Origin of the sequence: Hyphococcus sp. (assembly GCF_965228385.1) — a bacterium.
In the GTDB taxonomy this organism is placed as follows: domain Bacteria; phylum Pseudomonadota; class Alphaproteobacteria; order Caulobacterales; family Parvularculaceae; genus Hyphococcus.
In genome coordinates this window covers 1,557,990-1,576,800 of sequence record NZ_OZ245810.1, presented here as the reverse complement: position 1 = coordinate 1,576,800, position 18,811 = coordinate 1,557,990, and the positions used below count along the sequence as shown (strand labels likewise).

Below are 18,811 nucleotides of genomic sequence, written 5' to 3'. Positions count from 1 at the left end.
TGTCTTTACCGCGCGGGAGACTAAAGACACGATCGCACCAAAGGAGAAACCCATGAAACATGAAAATATTCTTGGCACGGTCGGCAATACGCCGGTTGTCCGCATCAACAGGCTCGCGCCTGAAGGCGTCAAGCTTTATGTCAAATGCGAGTATTTCAATCCGCTGAGCTCGGTGAAAGACCGTCTGGCGCTCGGCGTTATCGAAGCTGCGGAGAAGTCAGGCGATTTGAAACCGGGACAGACCGTGGTGGAGGCGACCAGCGGCAATACCGGCATCGGTCTCGCCATGGTTTGCGCTGCGAAAGGCTATCCGCTGGTCGTAACAATGGCGGAAAGTTTTTCGGTAGAGCGGCGCAAGCTGATGCGCTTCCTCGGCGCAAAAGTCATTTTAACGCCCGCCGCGCAAAAGGGCACCGGCATGGTGCAAAAAGCAAAAGAGCTTGCCGAAAAGAACGGCTGGTTCCTGACCCGGCAATTTGAAAACGACGCCAATCCGGACATGCATGAGCGCACGACCGGCCGTGAGATCATGGACGCTTTCAAGGGCGAAAAGCTGGACTACTGGGTTACCGGTTTTGGCACAGGCGGAACGCTGACAGGCGTGAGCCGTGTTTTGAAAAAAGAAAGTCCGGACACGAAGATTGTCGTTTGCGAGCCGCCGGATGCGGCGATGCTTTCCAGCGGCGCGCCGCAGGAACGCCATGCCGATGGCAGTCCTTCAGCGTCGCATCCGGCCTGGACGCCCCATCCCATTCAAGGATGGAGCCCGGATTTCATTCCCAAAATCACATCCGAGGCCGTCGAGGCGGACGTCATACATCAGATCGTCAAGACGTCCCCGGCGGACGGCATGAAATGGGCAATTGCGCTGGCCCAGCGTGAAGGCGTTTTTACCGGGATTTCCGGCGGTTCCACCTTCGCCGGCGCCATGGAAGTCGCGAAATCAGCGCCCAAGGGCGCGACCATTCTGGCGATGCTGCCCGATACGGGCGAGCGCTATCTCTCAACGCCGCTATTTGCGGACATTGAAGCCGATATGAACGCGGAAGAAGCTGGCATTTCGAAATCCACGCCGGGTTACCAGCTTTAATTCTCGCAAAAAATTGATAACGCGTGATCCTGAAAGCGCGTCCCTCCCAGTGTTGATTTTAACGATGTCATTTATAATGACCAAGATTTCGACCGGGCAGGGGCGCGGAGGAACGGATTATGAAAAATACTATTGCGATTGCCGGATCTTTCCTTCTTGCGGCGGGGTGTGCGAGCGCCGGGACCGACAATTATGAAATGTCTGAACGGGTGGCTGAACGGCTTTCCAAATTTACCGCCACCGGGGAAACTGAAACTTGCCTGAGCCTCAGCAGAATTCGGTCGATTACGCCGCTGGATGAACGGCATTTCCTGGTCGAGGCGAATGTCGGCGACTATTACCTGAATAGAGTTTCAGGAAGTTGTTTTGGCGCGGCGCGGCCGGGCAACCGTATTCAATATACCGTCAGCGGCGGTCAGTTATGCCGAAATGAAATCATCAACGTCGTCGATAACACGTCGGGTATTCCGGGCGGATCGTGCGGCCTTGGCAGTTACGAAAGACTGGAAAAAGTCGAGACGCAATAGCGCCGTCTGACGGTCTACAAGGAGAATTTGAAATGAAGACTTTGATTACAAAACTATCCTGCGCCGGTATCGCCGCCGCTCTCGCAACTACAAGCGCCGGCGCTTTCTTTCTGGAACGCGAAAGCGACCGGGCGAAAGAGATGTTGTCGCAATATGAGCGCACCGGCGAAACGGTCAGTTGTCTTTCGCTGCGCCGCGTAGACGATACCGACGCCGTTGACGACTTTACCCTGCTCGTCGAGGCAAGAGGCGGCGATCTTTATCTCAACGAATTGAACGGGCGCTGTATCGGCCTTGAGCGCGAACAGCGTTATGTCCGCAAATCTACACAGGCCCAGATGTGCAGGGGCGATATTATTCAGGTGGTCGACAATTCCGGTATTAGTTTTGGAAGTTGCGGTCTGGGTGAGTTCGAAAAGTTATCGAAAATTGAGACGCCTGTCTCGCAGTAATTTTCGACTTGAGAAATTTCGTTACGGCGCGCTGTTTCAGGCAGCGCGCCTTTTTCATGCGTAAAACAGTATACTGAGTAAATAGTCGGGTTAACAAAACCTTTGCAAAACCTGAAAGTTTTACTAACGCCCGATTAACCGGATTTTAGGCTAGAGCCTTTCATTCTTGTCATGGTTAATCCGTTCGCGTGGGTGCGGCGGGGACATGACAAGGGGCTGTTAAATGACGATTGCCATGGGCGTGACTTCACTCGACGCCGTAGAACCGCTGTTGAGTGATTCTGAAATGTACAGGCTGGGGCTTGAGGCTTCCACGGGCGGCGAGACGGGAGAATTCGATCTCATCACGGCGCATAAATGGTTCAACCTCGCGGCGATGCAGGGCAACATGGAAGCGCGCGCATACCGCGCCGAGCTTGCCAATGAAATGAGCTCGGAAGAAGTGGCGGAAGCGCAGCGCATGGCGCGCGAATATCTCGCCGTGCACCGGCCCCGTCCGCAGGCCTGAAGCCGGCATTCTCTTTTCTTTCAGATTTCGCCGTGTGCGTCTGTCGCGTCACCCGGCGGAGGGCCTGCGCCGAGCTCTTGCGCGGCGATATGGCGGAAAATGCGTTTTTGCGATTCCAGCAGATTGAAATAGCGCGGCTGCTTGGCGCCGCGTAAGGCCGCTTTTTCTTCGGCGCTCATGCGATCCCAAAGATCTCTTCGATAAGCGCGAAACCGGGACCGCTCTGCTACGGTGAGCGAAAGATAATGGTCCGCGGTCGCCGCCTCGATCCGCCGCGATTGGGAAAGACGCAGCCGGTTTTCATAAAATTCCGCCGCGATGGCGTCCATGAGTTGATCGGGCGCGTTCACGGAGACAAGCCTCGGCGTTGTGTTGGGCGTGATTTCGCGCGCCGGCGCATCGCCGTCACCGGCGCTTATCAGCGCTGCAAATGCGGACGCCATAACCTGGATAAACATACCGGACCCCTCCACGAACAGGGAAACTAGCATAGGCGATGGGCGTTGCCAGCCGTTAAACCGGATTGATGCAAATGCGAGGATCGCCTAAACAAACGAAAATCGGCGCAAACCCCTGTTCCGGGCTTGCAATAGCCGCGATCCTGCCCTAGACGACCGGGCTTCAGTTGTTTGCCGGGCGGTTCCACGCTGTCCGGCCCCGATGAATAGAGGTTTTGAAATGGCTGTTCCAAAGAGGAAAGTCACTGGCGCCAAGCGCGGGATGCGCCGCAGTCATGACCGGCTGCAGGGCGAGTGCTATATCGAAGACAAGGATTCGGGCGAATTGCGCCGTCCGCATCATATCGATCTGAAAACCGGCAAATATCGCGGCCGCCAGGTTATCGAACCCAAAGACGACTAGCGATCGTCCCTGTCTTCTCGTGTTCACGCCGCCCTTAGAGGCGGCGTTTGCTTTTTGGGCGCCAACGCGACTATCATTTCTCACGGCTGTGGGGCCGGAGAGGATGTCATGGGGATCAAAAGATTCTGGGCGCTTGCGGGCGCTTTGGGCGGCGCGATCGGGTTTTTGCTGCTTTCGGGCTGTGTAACGTATCCGTATCAGACCGCGTTTGCCGCTTGCGACAATGAGGCGGGCGCCTGTTATCAATATTGCGAACAGTTTGCGACGAATGCGCTGGATTACGGCGCATGTCACGCCGACTGCGAAGCCGAGGTCGACCGCTGTTTTGCACAGGCGGATTACGACTACGGGTATTCGTCGACCTATGTCACGTCCGGGTATAGCAGCGGCCCATGGTACGGGCGGTACGGCCGGTGGGCGCCGCGCCAAGGCTATTATTTCGATTTCACCTATTTCGACCGCTATCCCAGCTATCGCCGCGCGCATCCGGGCTATCGCTATAGCGACCGTCCGTGGCGGGGACGGCGGGGCGATCGCAGACGCGGCTACAACAATGACGGCGTCAATAATCCGCGCCGCCGTGACCGTGACGGTTCGGGCCGGCGGCGAGGCGGTGATAATGACGGCGTAGAAAGGCCGCGTCGGCGCGGCAATGACGGCGCCGGGCGCAGCCGCGACAGATTGAATGAAGACATCGGCAATCCCCGCCGTCGCGGCGGCAATCTTGTCGACGGCAATAATCCGCAATCAACGGTTCCGGGGCGACGGAGCGAGCCGCGCAGGCGCAATAATAACAATTCGGGGTCGGAAACTGAACGCCGCCGCGCCGCGCCGCCCGTGCAAAACCGCACGGTGCCGCCCGTGCGAACCGCGCCTTCGGCGACGCCCGAGCCTGCGCCGAGTCAAGCAGCGCCAGCGCCGCGAAAAAGAACAGCGCCGCCGGCGCGGCGCAATCAGCGGCGGGACGCCGGTAGCCGCGAGCCTGAATTCACAAGCGAACCGAAAAATGACGATTAACGCCGCCCCTCGCGTTGCCTATAGCGGGCGGCGATGTATAGAGGCTCCGTACAATTTACGGAGCCTTTTTTCATGACCGCCATTGTGGACATTTTCGCCCGGGAAATCCTCGACAGCCGGGGCAATCCGACTGTTGAAGTCGATGTAACGCTGGAAGACGGCGCGATGGGGCGCGCGGCGGTTCCGTCCGGGGCGTCGACCGGCGCCCATGAAGCGCATGAATTGCGCGACGGCGGCGAGCGTTTCGGCGGCAAGGGCGTGCGGCAGGCCGTGGATGCGGTGAATGGCGAAATTTTCGACGCGCTCAGCGGTTTCGATGCGGAAGAACAGACGCTGATCGATCAAACCATGATTGAACTTGACGGGACGGATAACAAGAACCGGCTCGGCGCGAACGCGATTCTCGGGGTTTCGCTGGCGGCGGCGAAAGCTGGCGCCGAAGCCTCGGCGCTGCCGCTGTACCGATATGTTGGCGGCGTTTCAGCGCGCGTTCTGCCGGCGCCGATGATGAATATCATCAATGGCGGCGAGCACGCCGACAATCCTATCGACATTCAGGAATTTATGATCATGCCGCTTGGCGCGGACACGTTTTCCGACGCCCTGCGCATGGGCGTAGAAGTCTTCCATACGCTCAAAAAAGGGCTGAAAGACGCCGGACACAATACGAATGTCGGCGATGAGGGCGGATTTGCGCCAAATCTGAAATCCACCGACGATGCGCTCGGGTTCATCATGAAGGCGATTGAGGCGGCGGGGTACCGGCCCGCGGAAGACGTTTTCATCGCCCTCGATGCGGCGTCTACGGAGTTTTATAAAAAGGGCAAATACGAACTGGCGGGTGAGGGCAAATCACTGGACGGCGACGGCATGGCGAAATATCTCGCCGATCTGGTCGCGCGCTATCCGATCGTTTCCATCGAGGACGGCATGGCTGAAGATGACTGGGACGGCTGGCGCGCGGTCACAGAAGAGATCGGCGAGAAATGCCAGCTTGTTGGCGACGATCTGTTTGTCACCAATGAAAAGCGTTTGCGTCAGGGTATTGAAAAGGGCTGCGCCAATTCCATCCTCGTGAAAGTCAACCAGATCGGCACCCTTACCGAAACGCTGGCCGCGGTCGATATGGCGCACCGCGCGCGATATACGGCGGTGATGTCTCACCGTTCCGGTGAAACGGAAGACGCGACCATCGCAGATCTCGCCGTCGCGACCAATTGCGGGCAGATCAAAACCGGCTCGCTTGCACGATCCGACCGGCTTGCGAAATACAATCAACTACTTCGCATCGAAGAAGAACTGGGCGATATGGCGCGTTACGCCGGGCGTGCGGGGTTTCCGTTTTAACCCGTGAGCGAATTCGCAATCCGTTCAGCGACAAATGAAGATTGCACAGCAGTGCGCGCGCTCATTTTCGCCGTGCTCGACGAATACGATATAGAGCCTGCGCCGAAAACTACGGACAAGGATCTCTACGATATCGAAGCGTTCTATGAAGGCGGCGCTTTCGATGTGCTGCTTGCGCCCGGCGGGGATATCGCCGGCACGGTTGCGCTGCTCCCGTTAGGAGACGGTAAGTGCGAACTGCGCAAGATGTATCTGAAATCCACTTTTCGCGGACGCGGACTGGGCAAACGGCTCTTGAAACACGCCATTGAAAAAGCCAGGGCGCTTGGTTTTGCGCGCATCGAATTGCAGACCGCGCGCGTGTTGGAAGAAGCCGTAGACCTCTATGAGAAATCCGGATTTCGTCCATCAGAGACAGCAGCGCTCGAACGGCGATGCGATCAGGCGCTGGCGCTGGATTTAAAAGACTGACAGCAGCTTGCGGATAGTCGCGATCAGTCGCTTGCGTGCTTTTTTACGAAATCAAAGCTCGTCTCAATCATATCAGCCGACCATGGCGTGAGATCGAAACCGTCAAACCCGTGAACAGCATCAGGCAGGTTGACCAAGGTCAGCGGCATATTGCGCGTCAGGGCCAGTTCGGTGAAAGCGCGAATTGATTCATTGAGGCCTTCAGAATCCTTACCCGCCCGGACAATCAAAATCGGCGCTGTCAGGACTTCGTTTTCTTGTGCGAAAGTATGGACGGGCGAGTTGACAGCGAGCCAGGCGTCTCGTTCTACATCGCTCAGGGCTTCGGCTGAGCCGGTGCGGTCCAGAACCGGATAGTACGCAACGGCGCAATCGGCTGGAGCGGTTTCTCCTGCTAGCGCGCTCATCGTCGATCCGCCTGCGGAAAACACCCAAAGGCACACGCCGGATATTTCCAGATCAAGCGTACGCGCAAATTTCAATGCGTCGCGCGTATCCTGCGTTCCGAGCGCGATTTCTTCGGCGGTCGGTTTAAATCGCTTGGTCGGCACAAGCGCGATCACGCCGCGTTCGGCGGAAAGCTTTCCGTATTGTTGAAACCACGCCCATTCGCGCGTATCCGCGCCGCCGCTAACGAAGACCACAGCCGGATAAGGTCCTTCACCTTCCGGCGCGTAGACGTCCATCATGAGCGTTTCGCCGTCTGACGCCTCGAAAGCATGCGATTGCGGCGCCATCCCAGCAAAATCTTCACCAATTGGAACGACATCGCCGGGACCGGCGGTTGGCTGCGCCAGTGCAGGAGAGGCTGAAAAAAATACGGACAATATGATTGCGAATTGTTTCATGAAATCACAGACCCTCATTGAAAGCGGCGCAGTCACGGTAACGCGCTGCGTGTGACAAGCAACGTCGATTATTCAGGCGCTGGCGCTGGATTTATAAATTTCGCGTCTGTTTACGAATCATTAACCAAGATTGATTCTTTTGAAACGCAACAGCTAGATGAAAAGTTTTCCCATGTTGCGTATCCGCTTTTTATTCGACATCGCGTTTCCGGCGCTCGTTATGTGTTTGACGGCAATCCTCACTTACAGCGCTGTGGTGAGCGATACAGGCTACCGGACGCTTTCCGGGCTGCAAAGCAAGGCGGAGACGGAAACGAAACGGCTCGACGCTTTAAGTGATCGCCGTAAGGCGCTGGAAAAACGCGCAAATTTGCTGAATTCGAAATCGCTGGACCCGGACCTGCTGGATGAACGCATCCGCAATGTGCTTGGCTATTCGCGTGAGGGAGACGTTGTCATTCCCCGTCGCGAGCTTGACCGGCTGCTGGATGAGCCGCCGTATTAGAGCGGCGGGCCAGTTCCTTGAAATAACTTGAACTTGTCGCCGGATGCTTCGCCGCGTATGGAATGGGCGGGAACCATCCGGAGATGAATAATGGCCGCTGACGCCTCAAAATCCAACCTGACTGCGACCAAAGAAGAGCTGCTTCAATATTACCGCGACATGCTGCTGATCCGCCGCTTCGAGGAGCGCGCCGGCCAGCTTTACGGCATGGGCCATATTGGCGGCTTCTGCCACCTCTATATCGGCCAGGAAGCCGTCGTGGTCGGCATGGAGGCGGTGAAAAAAGAAGGCGATCAGACCATCACCGGCTATCGCGATCACGGCCATATGCTGGCCTGCGGCATGGACCCGAAGGGCGTCATGGCCGAGCTGACCGGGCGCGAAGGCGGGTATTCGAAGGGCAAGGGCGGCTCCATGCACATGTTTTCCAAGGAAAAGGAATTCTATGGCGGACACGGGATTGTCGGCGCCCAGATCCCGCTCGGCGTGGGTCTCGGTTTCGCCAATCGCTACCGTGAAAATGACAATATCAGCCTGACCTATTTCGGTGACGGCGCTTCCAATCAGGGGCAGGTCTTCGAAGCCATGAACATGGCGCAGCTCTGGAAACTGCCTGTGGTCTTCATCATCGAAAACAATCAGTACGCTATGGGCACTAGCGTCAAGCGCTCGCATTCGGACACGCATCTTTATCGCCGCGGCGCGGCGTTCGGCATTCCGGGCATGGAAGTCGACGGCATGGACGTGCTGGCGGTGCGCGAAGCGGGCCGTCAGGCGGTGGAGCATGCGCGCACAGGCGAGGGGCCCTATATTCTTGAAATGAAAACCTATCGCTATCGCGGACATTCAATGTCCGACCCGGCGAAATACCGCACGCGCGAGGAAGTCGATGAGATGCGCGAGCATAACGACCCGGTCAAACGATGTGAGGCGCGGATTTTCGACAATGATTACGCCGATGAAGCGGCGCTGAAAGACATCGACAAGGACGTCAAAGCCATCGTCAAGGAAGCGGCGGAGTTTGCAACGGAGAGCCCCGAGCCCGATCCGAAAGAGCTTTTCACCGATATCTACGCCTGACGCGTCACCGATATCTACGCCGGACGCGGCGGGGCTTTGCCTGAAACGGCGAAACCTGTCACATGCCGGTTATGCAACACAGCGCTGAAAATTCCGGCGCCGGACGCAATACGGTGCTGCTGCATATTTTCCCGAGCTTTGCCCATGGCGGCCAGCAGGCGCGTCTCGCCACGCTGGTAAACCGGATGGGCCCTCAATTTCATCATCTTGTTCTCTCGCTTGACGGCGCGCTTGACGCGCGCGGGTTGTTTGCCGCTGGCGCGCCAATTGAATTCAACACCTACGCCATGAAAAAGTCCGCCGGATTCAGTCTTACTAATATCCTGACCTTCCGTAAGCTGATCGCCAGAACGAGCCCTGATATTTTATGCACCTATAATTGGGGTTCGATCGAAGCGGCGGTCGCGAACCGAATGGGCGCGGCAAAACCGCATATCCATTTTGAGGATGGTTTCGGACCGGACGAGACCGGCGGAAATGAAAACAGGAACCGCGACCGGGCGCGGCGGCTGATCCTGAGCAGGAGCACAATCGTCACGCCTTCGCACGGTCTCGAAGACGCGGCGCGCACGCGATGGGCGCGCCGGGCCGATCAGGTAAAGCGCATTGGAAACGGCGTAGACGTCGACGGTATGCAAGTTGCGGATCATGCGAAACCACACAACATTGTCGTCGGCTCGCTTGGCTCGCTGCGGGCGGAAAAAAACTACAGGCGCCTGATCACCGCCTTCAAAGCCGCCGACAGCGACGCGCGCGCGCTGTTGCATATCGTTGGCGACGGGCCGGAACGCGCGCGCCTTGCTGCCGCAGCCGATGGCGACGGGCGCATCACGCTGCCGGGCGCAACATCGGAACCGGCGAAAGCCTATGCCCGTTTCGATATTTTCGCCCTCTCGTCAGACACGGAGCAGGCGCCCATCAGTCTGATGGAAGCGATGGCGTCCGGCCTGCCTGTCGTCGCCACCAATGTCGGCGACATTGCGAAAATGGTGTCGCCGGAAAACCTTCCCTTCGTGACGCCGCCGGGCGATGACGAGGCTTATACGCACGCACTCGCGCAAATGCTGCAAAACCCGACGGCGCGCGCCGATATCGGGGCCGCCAACAGACGCAAGGCCAAGGCGGCGTTTCCGGTAGAGCGGATGGTCGCAGCGCACCGTGATTTATACCGTTCCATGGCGGGACGGCATGCTTGAAACCGCAATCCGCCCGCTTGACGACCGGTCTGCGTTTTTATCGGGGTGGGCGGCGCTATATGAACGCTGTGACAGCCAGAAATTTTTCAATTCGCCGGCGTGGATGTCGGCATGGCTGTCGGGCGCGCCCGATGATGCGGCGCTGTATATGATCGAAGGAATGCGCGGCGGTGCGCTTATGCTGCTTGGCGCATTCACGGTCCGCCGCCGCCAGCCGCCGCTGCTGGGATTGCGGGAAGTCTGGTTCCGGGAAACCGGCTCTGCTGCGCATGACGATGTTTACGTGGAATACAATGATTTTCTCATCGCGCCCGACGCACCCGGCGAGACGCGCAACGGCGCCGTCTGCGCCATGCTCGATACGAATTCCGGGATGGACGCGTGTGTGTTTCGCAATACAACTCCTGACATGAGCCACGCGGTGCGGGCCTGCGCCATAGAACGGCGACTGGCGCACCGCGTGTTGAACGAACAACCGGTTTTTGTCTGCAATCTGCAAAAAGGCGATATCCTCGCCGGTCTCAGCAAATCGCTGCAAACCAAGATCAAGCGCGCGATGCGGCTTTACGAAGAGCGCGGGCCATTATCTGTTCGCACCGTCGCCGGCGGCGAGAGCGAATTTGAACATGTCTGGCGCAAACTAGTCGCCTTGCACGGATCCCGCTGGGGCGCGCAAAGCGTTTTCGATAATCAGCGCCTTTTGTCTTTTCACGAACGGCTTCGGGAGAGTTCGCCAGGAGCATTGCATCTGTTTGAAGTGAAAGCCGGCGATGAGACAATCGCCGTTCTGTATAACTTTGCGCATGGCGAGCGCGTCATGAACTATCAGAGCGGTTTCATGTATGAAAGCGACAATCGCCTGACGCCGGGCTTTCTCGCGCACGTCATGGCGGCGCAACATTATGCAGACGCCGGCTACAAAATTTACGACCTTCTCGCAGGCGAGGCGGACTATAAAAAACGTCTGGGCGTTCGGGAAACCGTACTCACATCGCTCGTTATAGAACGGCCCACATGGCGCAATCATTTGCGGAACATGATGAAACGCTAGCGCGCGCTGGTTTTCAAAAACGCATCGAACATAATGACGCTCCATAATTCCTGCGCGCAATCGGAGCGGCCGGACTGGTGCGCGCGAATCATCCGGTCTACCGCGCGCTCGTTGAATAGGCCGCTCTCACGCCAGCGCCGCGATGCATTTAGGCGAAAAACAGGATTGTTTCGCTCCCGCCGCATCCATTGGGTCAGCGGCGGCGCAAAACCCTGCTTTTTACGCGCTATGAACTCCTCGCCGAGACGCGGTGCGAAAGCCGCCTTCAATATGCGCTTTCGTTCGCCGTCATTCAGCTTGTAGGCCGATGGCAACGAACCCGCCCATTCCACGAGCTTGTGGTCGAGCAACGGCGGGCGCACTTCGAGGCTGTGCGCCATGGAAGTCCGGTCGGTTTTCGTCAGCATGCGGCCAGGCAGCCAGGTTTTGATATCCGCGTATTGCGCGCGCGCAAGCGGATCATCCGTATCCGCTTCATCCATCACGCCGGCGATCACCATTGCAGGATTGTAGCCGTCCAGCGATCTTTTGAAATCGCTATTCAATATGGCGCTGACCCGTTCCGGGAGGTTAATGGCGACGGCGGCCGCGTATCCGGCGGCGCCTGTTTGCGCAAGCGCCTGAAACGTCGTTTTAAATCGCAGTGGTTTTGGCGCCCAGTCGAGCTTGGGATAAAGCGCGCCTGCGGTTCCAAATACCATTTGCCGCAATAAGAGGGGCGCAGCGGCGCGCAGCTTTTCTTCGCCAAGATAAAACGGATAGCGGCGATAGCCGGCGAATATTTCGTCGCCGCCATCGCCGGACAGCGCCACGGTGACATGCCGGCGGGCGTTTTGCGCCACAAGAAAGGCGGGCAGGCTTGATGAATCTGCGAAGGGCTCGCCGAATGCGGCGGCGATCCGCTCGATCAGCGCTGCGGCGTCGCATGCGGCCGTGCTTTCATAATGTGCGGCGCCAAATTTTTCGGCGATCTCGCGGGCGGCCGGGCGCTCATCATGGGTTTCTTCATCAAAGCCGACGGTGCAGGCAATCAGATCGCCGCCGGCGCGCGCCATGGATGAGACGACGCTCGCCGAGTCGACGCCGCCGGAGAGAAACGCGCCAAGCGGCGCGTCGGACATCATCTGACCGCTTACGGCTTCATCCAGTCGTTCGCGCATCAGCGCGCAGGCGTCTTCGAATGCGGGCGCCGCGCCGTTCGTGAATACAGGCCGCCAGTAAGGCTCAATGCGCAAGGCCCGCCCGCGCTCTGCGATGAGCGTATGCGCGGCTGGCAATTTATAAACCCCGCGATAAATTGTTTTTGGATCCGGCGTATAGCCGTAATAAAAATAGTCGGCGACCGCACGCGGATCGAGGCTCGTTTCAATCATGCCGGAATCCACGAGCGCGCCCATTTCCGATGCAAATACGAGGTAGCCGTCAGCGGTTTGAGCGTAATAAAGCGGGCGCTCTCCCAGCCGGTCGCGCGCCAGCAGCAAACGGTTATCGCCGGGCGACCAGAATGAAAAAGCGAACATGCCGCGCAATTCGTGAATGAAATCCGCGCCTTTTCGCGCCAGCCCTTCGGCCAAGACTTCGGTATCGGAGCGCGTCTTTAAATTGACGTCAGCGCGCATGCCGCGCGCGAGATCTTCGTAATTATAGATCTCGCCATTATAGGAAAGCACGCAGTCGCGGGTTTGCGCGTGATAGGGCTGCACGCCGCCCGCCCGGTCAATGATGGCGAGGCGCCGGTGACCAAAAGCGACGCCCGGCGCAAAATAATATCCCTCGCCGTCCGGCCCGCGATGAATGAGGGCGTTGGTCATGCGTTGCAACGCGGCGCGATCAATCTCGCGAACGCCGTTCAAGTCAAATATACCGGCAATTCCGCACATTTTTTATTCAGCGCCGCCGTTTCTGGCGCGCCAGGCGGAAAACTCTTCAAGCTGATGCGTAAACGGACGAATAACGTCCATCGCCTCAGCCGGATCGGACCGGTAGGCTGCGGTCAGAATGATGACGCCGCCCGGCGGGTTTTCACCGCGCAGCTTGCCGAGCATTTGCGCCAGTTTCATTTTATTCCGATCAAGGAAGACTTCATCGCCGCGCCAATACGCCGTAATGGCGGCGAGGCGGCGTCCCTCGGCGCCGGCGATCAGGTCCAGCGGCGTCATTTGCGCCTTGCCGAAGAGATAAACCATTTGCTCTGCGCGGCCGATGCGCCGCCAATGCTCGCTGTCCCAGGCGCGATTTTGATAGGTGACGATTTCCGCGCCTTGCCGGTCATGGGTGAAATACGCCGTCGCTGTGTAAACGCGTCCTGCGCCGCTCTCATAGGTTTGCGTCGTCACACGATCGGCGGAAAGGGGCGGTCGCCAATTGTCCGGTCCGGGCAGGATGCGCCAGCCGGCGGCGCTGAACGGTGAAATCTCTGAAGGCGCCGCCGGTTGATCAGACGAATTGACGACGCATACGGCGTATATGGAGGCCGCGGCCAGCGGCGCCAATGCCGCGGCGGCGGTCACCGGCCGCCATGGACGGATTGTCATTGAAGGCGCGCGATCGGCGATCGCGCGTTCGCGCCCCCGCATTTTTTCACCGATGGATATGAGTATCACGAGAACAACTGCGTAAAAAACAAGCCCGATGACAAAATGATCCGGCCCTACCGCCACGCGCATTTGTGTGATTGTCGCAATCAGGATGAGCAGAAATACGCGTATAAAGTTTGCCGCAAGCGCGATAATTCCCGCAATGATAAAAAATGCAGCGCGCGTTTTGTTTGTGCGCAAGAACTGGCACGCGTAAAAGCCTGCAATCATCATCGCGGCGAGCAGGAAATTGAGACCCGCGCAGGCCTCGGCGATTTCAAAAAGGCCCGCAGGCGTTTCTATGAAAATTCCATCAATGCCGACATCCATGCCGGTCACAGAGAGCAGCGCGACAACAGTATGGGCGGTCGCCTGCTGCAAATAAGGGACAAGAACGGCGCCCACGGGAACCATGAAAAATAAGAACAAAAGCGGCGCGGCCCAGCGCTTCAGCGCCTCAGCGCCGAAAATCACGCCCGCGCCGGCGATCAGCAGACTGACGAAAGCCATCTGTTCAACTATCGCCGCGCCCGCCGCACGGCCGGCGAGCCACAAAATGCTGGCGAGAAACACGCCGATCAGGCTTAATGCATGTGTTGACGGTGCGATGCGGGGCCGGCTCAAAATCATCCAGAGCGCCAGCGGCGCAACCACGAGGCCGTGATGGTGACTGGATGATTGCAGCCAGGTCATCGCCATCTGCAGCGCCGTCGGGTGGAGCAGTGCTATGCACGCCGCCGCGAACAAGACGTAGCTCAGTATCGGCAATGTCCACGCGCTGCGGCGCGCCGTCGATATTTCAGAAACAAAAGCGGCCATTGCCCGTCCGGCTTCCTCGCCCCACATGGCGTGCGCGACTTATACTACGAAACCGGCGTTTCCCTTTTGTTAATGATCTTCGCGCCTGTTTTGTCGCGTGTCAGCGGTTTTTCCGGCCTTCAATCAGCGAATCGACCACGCCGGGATCTGCGAGCGTCGACGTGTCGCCAAGCGAGCCATAATCGTTTTCGGCGATCTTGCGCAGGATGCGCCGCATGATCTTGCCGGAACGGGTTTTCGGCAATCCGGGGGTGAAATGCAGAAGATCTGGTTTTGCGATGGGTCCGATTTCGCTGCGCACATGATCGCTCAATTCTTTTTCAAGCGCTTCGTTCGGCTCTTCGCCCTCCATCAGCGTGACGTAGGCGTAGATGCCCTGACCCTTGATGTCATGGGGATAGCCGACCACTGCCGCCTCGGCGACTTTCGCATGAGACACGAGCGCGCTTTCGACTTCCGCTGTGCCCATGCGGTGACCGGAGACATTGATGACGTCGTCAACCCGGCCGGTAATCCAGTAATAGCCGTCTTCGTCCCGGCGCGCGCCGTCGCCGGTGAAATATGCGCCGGGATAGGTGCTGAAATAGGTCTCGATAAACCGCTTGTGGTCGCCATAGACCGTCCGCATCTGACCGGGCCAGGAATCCGTTAAAATCAGATTGCCCTCGCACGCGCCTTTCAGCTCCTTACCCTCGGCGTCGACGATCGCCGGGAAAACGCCGGGCAAGGGCAGGGTCGCCGAGCCGGGTTTCAGATCCGTGGCGCCCGGCAGCGGGGAAATCAGAATACCGCCGGTTTCGGTCTGCCACCATGTATCGACGATCGGCAGTTTCCCGTCGCCGACGACATTGTAATACCACAGCCACGCTTCCGGATTGATTGGCTCGCCGACCGTGCCCAGCAGCCGCAGCGAAGACCGGTCCGTTTGCGTGACGAACTTTTCGCCGTCGCGCATGAGCGCGCGGATTGCTGTCGGCGCGGTGTAGAAAATATTCACCTTGTGCTTGTCCACAACCCGCCAGAAACGCGATGCGTCCGGATACGTCGGCACGCCTTCGAACATCAGTGTCGTCGCGCCGTTGGCGAGCGGTCCGTAAACAATATAGGTGTGGCCCGTGACCCAGCCCACATCCGCCGTACACCAATAAATATCGCCCGGCTTGTAGTCGAAGACCATTTCATGGGTATAGGCGGCGTAGGCGAGATAGCCGCCGGTCGTGTGAAGGACGCCTTTTGGTTTTCCCGTCGAACCGGAGGTGTAAAGAATGAAAAGCGTATCTTCCGCATTCATGGGCTCCGCAGGGCATTCCGGCGAAACATCGTTTCGGGCTTCGCCGTACCACAACAGATCGCGGCCCGCTTTCAGGGGAATATCCGCGCCGGTGCGCTCAACGGTCAGGACGAGACGAACGTCGCCTGCTTTTTCAAGCGCTTTGTCGACGTTCTGTTTCAAGGCGATATTCTTGCCGCCGCGCACGCCTTCATCCGCGGTGATGACCGCGACGGCGCCGCAATCTTCAATCCGGCTCGCCAGGGCGTCGGGCGAGAACCCGCCGAAGACGACTGAGTGAACCGCCCCGATCCGCGCGCAGGCGAGCATGGCGTAAGCCGCTTCCGGAATCATCGGCATGTAAATGACAACGCGGTCGCCTTTTTTTACGCCGCGCGCTTTCAGGACATTCGCCATGCGGCAGGTTTCTTCGAAGGCTTCGCGATAGGTGATTTTCTTGTCGATCTCGGGGTCGTCGCTCTCCCAGATGATGGCGATATCGTCGCCCTTGTCTTCCAGATGCCTGTCGAGGCAGTTCACACAGGCGTTCAACTCGCCGTCATGAAACCATTTGATATGCAGATCGTCAGCGTCGAACGAGACGTCTTTGACTTCAGAAAACGGTTTTGACCATTCCAGCCGTCCGGCGATCTCCGCCCAGAACCCCGCCGCATCCGCGCTGGCGTCCGCGCGCAGCGATTCTGCTTTGGATTTATTGGTGAGCGTGCGCCTGGCGGCGTTTTCGCTGACTTTAATCGTCTTGTGATCCGTCATGAGGGTCTCCGGCGTTTTGCGCGGAAAACCTACGGGAAAGGGGCCGGGGGCGCAAAGGCGCCGGGCGAATTCATGGCATGAAATGATGGGTTTAAGGGCCCGCGCGGCTTCGCCTTGCCCTTCCGCAGGATTTAGTTGACGGCTTTGGTCAAGCCGCCGGCGTCGCCGCCGTCAGCGACAACGAAGCAGGAGAATTTTTTATCCTTCAGCGCTTCACAGGCTGCTGCGGCGTCAATCTCGGAAAGCTTGACCACCCGCGCGCGGTATAAGGTCTTGCCATCGTCCAGCGGCGTCGGAAGCACGGCCATGTTCCTATTTTCCAGACCGATTTTCAGAACGGCCTTGTTCAGCTCGTCCTGCGCCATCTGTTTTGATGAATATGCGCCGATCTGAATGCTCCAGCCCATGACAGATACGGTTTCAAGATCGCCTTCGCCGATAAAGCCTGCGTCATTGGCATAGAGCGATGCGAGCTTGGTGCGTTCGAATTCGTTGAAATCATCCGTATCGGCGCGTGCGATGAGAACGCCGATATTATCGGGGACAGCCGTTTCGCCTGCGCTTTCGTTTCCGGTGATCGCCGCGGCGGCGGTCAAAATCTCGTTTCGCAATGCTTCATTATCGCCGATGGTCGGCGCGGCTTCCGTCGCAGCGATGACGGCGGCGAGCGTTGGCTTCAAGCGCGGAGTGGGGCTGTTGCGGTGTAGCGCGGCGATAAGCGCGGGTTTCTGCTTGATCTCGGCAAAAGCTTCATCAAGGATTTTGCGCATATGCGCGTCACGGGTCCGCGATGAGCGGCCGCCCAGCACCACGCCGATGAGGCGCACGCCGTCCCGTTCGGCGGTTGTGGTGAGGTTGAAGCCGGACCGGCGGGTATAGCCGGTTTTCAGCCCGTCCGCGCCGTCGAATGATTTCACGAGGGAGTTGTGCGTGCGATAGGTGCGTCCGTCCCAGCTAAAGCTCTGCTCGTTGAAATAATGAAAATATTGCGGGAAATCCTGCATGACCCTGCGGCCGAGCGTGGCCATGTCGCGCGCGGTCGTCACCATTTTGGAGTTAGGCAGGCCGGACGCGTTCCGGAATGTAGTGCGCCGCATGCCGAGTTCGCGCGCTTTTTCCGTCATTTTTTGCGCAAAGCGCCATTCCGAACCGGCGAGTTCCTCGGCGACGGCCACGGCGATGTCGTTCGCCGACTTGATCACCAGAGACTGAATAGCCGTTTCGACGTCTATTTTTGAACCGGATGAAACGCCTAGCTTCGACGGCGGCTGCCCTGCGGCCCGTTGTGAGACGGTGATTTTCGAATCAAGCGTCAGCTCGCCGCGCTCGAGCGCGTCGAAAAGCATATAGAGCGTCATCATCTTGGTTAACGAAGCGGGGTATCGCTGCGACGTCGAATACCGGTCAAACAGGATATCGCCCGAATCAGCGTGCATTACGAATGCCGCATATTTCGAGTTCGCATAGGCTTGCGGCGTGAACAAAAACGCAACTGCAAGCGCCAGGGCTAAAATTGATACGCTACGACAAGCCATGACCATGAAACGAGCCTCGCCCATTCGTTAAAATTTTTCAATATGCGAGAGACGCCGCCCCCCGATTTTTCAGCGTTTTTTTATCGCCCATCCCCTTGAAAAACGCTTCCTGTCTATTTTTGACCGGTTTCGCGCTATCGCGGAGCAAACGCCGTGCCGCTGGCAGCGGCAAACGCCATCATGGCCCATCACAGTAAATGGAGCGTTAACGAAGCCTTTACGAATCTCGCCGAAATAAAAATTGTGCAACGCACAAAATTTTCCTTGACGAATAGAACAGCAATCCATATGTTGCACTGCACAAGAGGCGTTTTCGAGAAAAGAACGCAATTTTATCAATAGCTTGATGCCAAAATCGTCCAGGGAGATGTTAGACATGGCTGCTACGAAGAAAACCAAAACCGCCGCCGACGCGTTTGAAATCAGCGGGTTCAGCCCCGAATCGTTCAAAGACGGCTACGAAAAATTCGCCGAAGGCATGACCGCCGTCGCCGATTTTCACAAAGAATCACTGGAAGCGCTTATGGCTTCCGCCGGCGCTTTCGCCAAAGGCGTTGAAAAATTGACCGCCGAGCAGTCCGCTTTTTCGAAATCCGCGTTTGAAGACACTGTCGCCAAGGCGAAAGCCGCCGCATCGTCTTCCACGGTGCAGGAAGCGATTGAGCTGAACAGCGATTTCGTGCGCTCCTCGATGGAAAAAAACCTCGGCCAAATCAACAAAGTGGCTGATATCTGGTCAGAAACCACAAAAGAAACAGTCGAGCCGCTGACGGCCCGCTATTCTGAACTCGTGGAAAAAATTCAGGCTTACCGCCCGTAACCCGCAAAGTTACTTTAGTACCAGTTGCGTAAGAGGCCCGGCGCGTATCGCCGGGCCTTTTTTG

19 protein-coding genes are annotated in these 18,811 nt (G+C 58.0%); 13 read left to right on the top strand and 6 right to left on the bottom strand.

What is annotated here, in order from left to right:
• Positions 1–52 precede the first annotated feature (52 nt).
• The 4 genes from cysK (at position 53) to ACQK2Q_RS07340 (ending at position 2,577) form a co-directional block, all read left to right on the top strand.
• Positions 53–1,090 (top strand): cysteine synthase A, encoded by a 1,038-nt coding sequence (gene cysK / locus ACQK2Q_RS07355; protein ID WP_425409097.1) that lies wholly within the window; start codon positions 53–55, stop codon positions 1,088–1,090.
• 119 nt (positions 1,091–1,209) lie between these two features.
• Entirely contained in the window at positions 1,210–1,617 is a 408-nt protein-coding gene (locus tag ACQK2Q_RS07350; RefSeq protein ID WP_425409096.1) for a DUF6491 family protein, read from the top strand.
• 32 nt (positions 1,618–1,649) lie between these two features.
• Positions 1,650–2,069 (top strand): hypothetical protein, encoded by a 420-nt coding sequence (locus ACQK2Q_RS07345; protein ID WP_425409095.1) that lies wholly within the window; start codon positions 1,650–1,652, stop codon positions 2,067–2,069.
• A 223-nt stretch (positions 2,070–2,292) separates the two neighbouring features.
• Positions 2,293–2,577 (top strand): sel1 repeat family protein, encoded by a 285-nt coding sequence (locus ACQK2Q_RS07340; protein WP_425409094.1) that lies wholly within the window; start codon positions 2,293–2,295, stop codon positions 2,575–2,577.
• Positions 2,578–2,597: 20 nt separating this feature from the next.
• Here the strand turns inward: ACQK2Q_RS07340 and ACQK2Q_RS07335 are convergent, their stop codons facing one another.
• Positions 2,598–3,035, bottom strand: a complete 438-nt coding sequence (locus ACQK2Q_RS07335) for a hypothetical protein (RefSeq protein ID WP_425409093.1) — start codon at positions 3,033–3,035, stop codon at positions 2,598–2,600.
• A 220-nt stretch (positions 3,036–3,255) separates the two neighbouring features.
• On the opposite strand from ACQK2Q_RS07335, the gene rpmF reads away from it, so the two are divergent.
• The 4 genes from rpmF (at position 3,256) to ACQK2Q_RS07315 (ending at position 6,273) form a co-directional block, all read left to right on the top strand.
• A complete protein-coding gene (gene rpmF, locus ACQK2Q_RS07330) occupies positions 3,256–3,438 on the top strand; it encodes a 50S ribosomal protein L32 (RefSeq protein ID WP_425409092.1) in 183 nt (60 codons plus the stop codon).
• 108 nt (positions 3,439–3,546) lie between these two features.
• A complete protein-coding gene (locus tag ACQK2Q_RS07325; protein ID WP_425409091.1) occupies positions 3,547–4,455 on the top strand; it encodes a hypothetical protein in 909 nt (302 codons plus the stop codon).
• A gap of 72 nt (positions 4,456–4,527) precedes the next feature.
• Complete coding sequence (gene eno / locus ACQK2Q_RS07320; protein ID WP_425409090.1) at positions 4,528–5,802, top strand: phosphopyruvate hydratase; 1,275 nt, start codon at positions 4,528–4,530, stop codon at positions 5,800–5,802.
• A 3-nt stretch (positions 5,803–5,805) separates the two neighbouring features.
• Positions 5,806–6,273, top strand: coding sequence for a GNAT family N-acetyltransferase (locus tag ACQK2Q_RS07315; RefSeq protein ID WP_425409089.1), 468 nt, complete (start codon positions 5,806–5,808; stop codon positions 6,271–6,273).
• A gap of 23 nt (positions 6,274–6,296) precedes the next feature.
• On the opposite strand, the gene ACQK2Q_RS07310 is transcribed toward ACQK2Q_RS07315, so the two are convergent.
• Entirely contained in the window at positions 6,297–7,121 is an 825-nt protein-coding gene (locus ACQK2Q_RS07310) for an alpha/beta hydrolase family protein (RefSeq protein ID WP_425409088.1), read from the bottom strand.
• 157 nt (positions 7,122–7,278) lie between these two features.
• On the opposite strand from ACQK2Q_RS07310, the gene ACQK2Q_RS07305 reads away from it, so the two are divergent.
• The 4 genes from ACQK2Q_RS07305 to ACQK2Q_RS07290 all read left to right on the top strand — a co-directional run bounded on the left by ACQK2Q_RS07305 (position 7,279) and on the right by ACQK2Q_RS07290 (position 10,953).
• The gene (locus ACQK2Q_RS07305; RefSeq protein ID WP_425409087.1) at positions 7,279–7,626 is read left to right on the top strand and encodes an FtsB family cell division protein; all 348 of its coding nucleotides are present in this window, start codon (positions 7,279–7,281) and stop codon (positions 7,624–7,626) included.
• 90 nt (positions 7,627–7,716) lie between these two features.
• Complete coding sequence (gene pdhA, locus ACQK2Q_RS07300; RefSeq protein WP_425409086.1) at positions 7,717–8,706, top strand: pyruvate dehydrogenase (acetyl-transferring) E1 component subunit alpha; 990 nt, start codon at positions 7,717–7,719, stop codon at positions 8,704–8,706.
• 62 nt (positions 8,707–8,768) lie between these two features.
• Positions 8,769–9,902: a glycosyltransferase family 4 protein gene (locus ACQK2Q_RS07295; protein ID WP_425409085.1), complete on the top strand. Its 1,134-nt coding sequence runs from the start codon at positions 8,769–8,771 to the stop codon at positions 9,900–9,902.
• Positions 9,895–10,953 carry a GNAT family N-acetyltransferase gene (locus ACQK2Q_RS07290; RefSeq protein WP_425409084.1) on the top strand — a complete coding sequence of 353 codons (1,059 nt, stop codon included), beginning with the start codon at positions 9,895–9,897 and terminating at the stop codon, positions 10,951–10,953. The genes ACQK2Q_RS07295 and ACQK2Q_RS07290 overlap by 8 nt, the downstream gene beginning before the upstream one ends.
• On the opposite strand, the gene asnB is transcribed toward ACQK2Q_RS07290, so the two are convergent.
• From asnB to ACQK2Q_RS07270, 4 genes are all read right to left on the bottom strand, one after another.
• On the bottom strand, positions 10,950–12,833 hold the full coding sequence (gene asnB / locus ACQK2Q_RS07285; RefSeq protein ID WP_425409083.1) for an asparagine synthase (glutamine-hydrolyzing): 1,884 nt from the start codon (positions 12,831–12,833) through the stop codon (positions 10,950–10,952). The genes ACQK2Q_RS07290 and asnB overlap by 4 nt on opposite strands.
• A gap of 3 nt (positions 12,834–12,836) precedes the next feature.
• Entirely contained in the window at positions 12,837–14,348 is a 1,512-nt protein-coding gene (gene xrtA / locus ACQK2Q_RS07280) for an exosortase A (protein WP_425409082.1), read from the bottom strand.
• A gap of 100 nt (positions 14,349–14,448) precedes the next feature.
• Positions 14,449–16,392: an acetate--CoA ligase gene (gene acs / locus ACQK2Q_RS07275; protein WP_425409081.1), complete on the bottom strand. Its 1,944-nt coding sequence runs from the start codon at positions 16,390–16,392 to the stop codon at positions 14,449–14,451.
• Between the two features lie 131 nt (positions 16,393–16,523).
• A complete protein-coding gene (locus ACQK2Q_RS07270; protein WP_425409080.1) occupies positions 16,524–17,951 on the bottom strand; it encodes a D-alanyl-D-alanine carboxypeptidase in 1,428 nt (475 codons plus the stop codon).
• 352 nt (positions 17,952–18,303) lie between these two features.
• On the opposite strand from ACQK2Q_RS07270, the gene ACQK2Q_RS07265 reads away from it, so the two are divergent.
• Positions 18,304–18,747, top strand: a complete 444-nt coding sequence (locus ACQK2Q_RS07265; protein ID WP_425409079.1) for a phasin family protein — start codon at positions 18,304–18,306, stop codon at positions 18,745–18,747.
• The last annotated feature ends 64 nt before the right edge of the window (positions 18,748–18,811 follow it).